The following is a 3,958-nucleotide window of genomic DNA, read 5'->3' as shown; positions in this document are numbered from 1 at the left end:
CGCTGGCACTGCGACGGGCACGACGGCACAATGCCCGGACCATTCGTTGCGGAAAGGCCGATGAGCGAGCGACACGAGGCGATCCTGAGCTACTGGTTCGGCGGCGACGCCGCCGATCGGGACGACGGCGCCATCGCCGGGGAGCGCATGGACCTGTGGTTCCGCGCCGACGACACAGTGGACGCCGAGATCGAGGCCGAATTCGGCGCCCTGCTCCAGCTCGCCCGCCGCGGCGAGTGCGATACCTGGGGCGAGAGCCCGCGCGGACGGCTGGCGCTGATCGTGCTGCTGGACCAGTTCTCCCGCAACATATTCCGTGACACCCCGGACGCCTTCGCCAGCGACCGCCTCGCCCTGGCGCATTCCCTGGAGGGCCAGACGCAGGACCAGGACCTTGCCCTGCGCCCGGTGGAGCGGCTGTTCTTCTACATGCCGATGATGCACGCCGAATCACTGCCGGTGCAGGACCGCGCCGTGCAGCGTTTCGAGGAACTGGTCGCCGCCGTACCCGAGCCCGAACGCCCCCCCTTCGAGCGCTCGCTCAAGGCGGCGCGGGAGCACCGGGACACCATCCTGCGCTTCGATCGTTTCCCGCACCGCAACCGCATCCTCAACCGCGAGAGCACCCCGGCGGAGACGGATTTCCTGGAACGCGGACATCCATCCGACGCCCCATGACCGGTCTCCGCGGCCCGGGCATCACCGCGGACACCCAGCTCCGGGACCTGCTCACCCTGCTTGCCGGCCCCGGCAGCCGCGCCTGGGCGATACGCGCCACGGCCACCGGCCACCTGTGTGTGGACGACACCGGAACCAGCCGTGTCCTCGCCCCCTCGCCGGGGCTGCGGACATGCCTGCGGGATTCGCTCCGGCGCCCCTGTCTCCTCCCCGCCCCGCTGCTCGCCGAGCTGCCCGGTGCGGCCGCGATCGTAGGGGACGGCTGGATCGCGGCGTGCACGAACCCCGGGGGCGACGACGAATGGCTGGTCGTCGCCGGCACATCCGCCGGCGATGGCACCCGCATCGCCGCCGCCGCCCGACGGCGGCGCCAGCACCGGCGCCTGGCCACCGCCGTGGACGAGGCCCAGACCGTCCTGGACGCCCTGCCCTTCCCGGTCTTCTACAAGGACGAGTCGTCCCGCTACCGCGGGTGCAACCGGCCGTTCGCCGAGGTGGTCTCCGGCGCCGGCCCCGCCGGTCTCGTCGGCTACCACCCGGACCGTTTCCTGAGCCAGGAGCACCTCGCCACCCACCACGAAATCGACCAGGCGCTGTGGCGCGGTGAGCACGAGGAACTGCCCTACGAGCTGACCTTCGATGACGGCACCGGCACGCTGCGCGAGGTACGCTGCCACAAGCGCCTGACACGGACCGGACACGGCGAGCGACTGATCGTCGGCGCCCTGCTGGACGTCAGCGACCACCGGCGCACCGAGCGCGCGCTGCAGGCGAGCGAGGCACGGCTCTACCGGTTCATCGAGGAGTCGCCGGACGCCTACTTCCTGCTGGACGAGACCGGCGTCATCCTGCGCGCCAACCGCGGCGCCAGCCGCCTGACCGGCGCGGACGACGGGATGCTGGTCGGCGCGCCGCTATGGCCCTGGCTGGGTGCGACGGACCCCCGCGCCGAGCCCCCGGGCCCGGGCCTGCTGGACGCCGCCGGGGGACCGCAGTGCCTGGAGGCGGTGCTGCGGCACGCCGACGGAGAGGCGATCCCGGTGGAGCTGCGCATCAGCGAGATCGCCGACGACGGCGCCACCCAGCGCCTGTGCGTGGCCACAGACATCCGCGAACGGCATCGTGCGCAGGCCCGCATGCGCCGCCACGAGCGGATGTTCCGGGACGTCTTCGAGGCCTCGGAAGACGCCATTCTGATTCTCGACGGCGACCGTTTCGTGGAGTGCAACCAGGCGACACTGGACGTGCTCGGCGCGCGCCACCTGGAACGGGGGGCAGTGCTGCCGTTCACGCCCTGGGACGTCTCCCCGCCGACCCAGCCGGACGGCACCGACTCCCGGATCAAGGCGCAGCAGATGATCGCGCTCGCCCACTATCGTCACTTCCACCGCTTCGAGTGGCTGTGCCGCGGCTTCGACGGCCAGGACATCCCCATCGAGGCGACCATGACGACTATCGCCTACAACGGCCGCACCGCGCTCTACACGGTCTGCGTCGACATCAGCGAGCGCCGCCGCCACGAGGAGGAGGCCTTCAGCCTCGCCTACTACGACCCGCTCACCGGCCTGCCGAACCGCCGCCTGCTGCAACACCGTGCCGTGGACACGATCCGCGAGCACCAGGCCGGCGGGCGCAGCCTCGGCGTGCTCTACCTGGACCTGGACCGGTTCAAGGACATCAACGACACCCAGGGCCACAAGACCGGCGACGGCATCCTCGCGGCCATCGCCGACCGGCTCGCCGACAGGCTGCGCCCGGGCGACACCCTCGCCCGGCTCGGGGGCGACGAGTTCGCCGTGCTCTGCCCGGACTGCGACGCAGCCGTTCTGGACGAGGTCGTCGACGACCTGGGACGGGCGTTCGAGTCCCCGCTCCCCCTCGCCGGCGGCGAGGTGCGACTGGACTGCAGCATCGGCGGCGTCCTCTGCCCGCAGGACGGCACCAGCCTGGACGCCCTGCTCCAGCACGCCGACATCGCCATGTACGAGGCCAAGGCCGCCGGAAGGCGCTTCATGCGCTATGCGCCGCACCACGGCGCCGCCGTGCAGGAACGCGTTCAGCTCGAACAGGCCCTGGCCCGGGCGGTGGAGCAGGACGCCCTCACCCTCTGGTACCAGCCGCGGGTCTGCACCCGCAGCGGGCGCATCGAAAGCGTCGAGGCACTGGCCCGCTGGATCCCGGCCGACGGCGAGGCGATCTCGCCCGGGCGGTTCATCCCGCTGGCCGAGCAGACCGGACTGATCGTCGCCATCGGTGCACAGCTGCGCCGCCGCGCCGCACACCAGGCCAGAGCGTGGGCGGAACAGGGCTATCCGCTGCGCATGGCGGTCAACATCAGCCCGCTGGAGCTGGAGGCGCCGCGTTTCGCGGAAGAGATACTGGCGACCATCGACAGCGGCGGACTCGACCCGGCCCAGCTGGAACTGGAGATCACCGAAGGGACATTCATGCGCGACCCGGAGCGCAACGCGGCCACCCTCTCACGGCTGCGCAGCGCCGGCGTGCACATCACCATCGACGACTTCGGGATCGGCTACTCGTCGCTCTCCCACCTCAAGTGCCTGCCGGTGGACACCCTCAAGCTCGACCGCAGCCTGATCAACCAGGTGGACGAGGACGCCCACGAGGCGGCGATCGTGCAGGCGGTACTGGCGCTCGCCGACCGGCTCTCGCTCAACGTCATCGCCGAGGGCATGGAGACGGCGTCCCAGGCGGCGGCGCTGGACGCCCTCGGCTGCACCCTCCACCAGGGCTTCCACTACGCCCATCCCGTCCAGCCGGAGGCATTCCCCCTCGGGCGGATCTACCGCGACCCGGACCGCTGAACCCGCTGCCGTGACCGCTGGCGGCGCGGGACGACCGTACGGCCCTACCCCCGCCACGCCCCCACCCCGGCCGCCAGGGCGGGCAGGACCTCGGCGCAGTCGCCGGTCACGCGGAAGGCGAGCTCGCCCTCGGCGCGGGTGACGCCGCGGCCGACCGCCACCACGGGGATGCCGCGGTCGACGGCGGCGCGCACGAACCGGTAGCCGGACCAGACCATGAGCGAGGAGCCGGCGACCAGCAGCAGACCCGCCCGCTCCAGGGCCGCCATCGCCAGCGTCACGCGCTCGCCGGGCACCCCCTCACCGAAGAACACGACGCCGGGCTTGAGGACGCCGCCGCAACGCCGGCAGGCGGGCACGCGGAAGGCATCGTAGTCCACGTCATCGAGGTCGGCGTCGCCGTCCGGGGCATGGCTCGCGGCGATACCCGCCCAGTCCGGGTTGTCGTGGAGCAG

At 72.1% G+C, this 3,958-nt stretch carries 3 protein-coding genes; 2 read left to right on the top strand and 1 reads right to left on the bottom strand.

Translation table 11 applies throughout. The features are described from left to right. Positions 1-60: 60 nt before the first annotated feature. Together G7A99_RS09775 and G7A99_RS09770 are read left to right on the top strand one after the other, a co-directional pair. Entirely contained in the window at positions 61-678 is a 618-nt protein-coding gene (locus G7A99_RS09775; RefSeq protein WP_163139819.1) for a DUF924 family protein, read from the top strand. Continuing rightward, the gene (locus G7A99_RS09770) at positions 675-3,503 is read left to right on the top strand and encodes an EAL domain-containing protein (RefSeq protein ID WP_163139817.1); all 2,829 of its coding nucleotides are present in this window, start codon (positions 675-677) and stop codon (positions 3,501-3,503) included. Before G7A99_RS09775 ends, G7A99_RS09770 begins: the two co-directional genes overlap by 4 nt. 44 nt (positions 3,504-3,547) lie before the next feature. Here G7A99_RS09770 and G7A99_RS25425 read toward each other — a convergent pair. After that, positions 3,548-3,958: Sir2 family NAD-dependent protein deacetylase (locus G7A99_RS25425; RefSeq protein WP_305792319.1), on the bottom strand; the 411-nt coding region annotated here is incomplete at its 5' end.

Source organism: Arhodomonas sp. KWT, from assembly GCF_010993615.1.
This window is presented reverse-complemented; position numbering and strand designations above follow the sequence as displayed.

Bases quoted from the DNA above. Each gene is read 5' to 3' on its own strand.
- G7A99_RS09775 (WP_163139819.1), top strand. From the start codon at position 61: ATGAGCGAGCGACACGAGGCGATCCTGAGCTACTGGTTCGGCGGCGAC.
- G7A99_RS09770 (WP_163139817.1), top strand. From the start codon at position 675: ATGACCGGTCTCCGCGGCCCGGGCATCACCGCGGACACCCAGCTCCGG.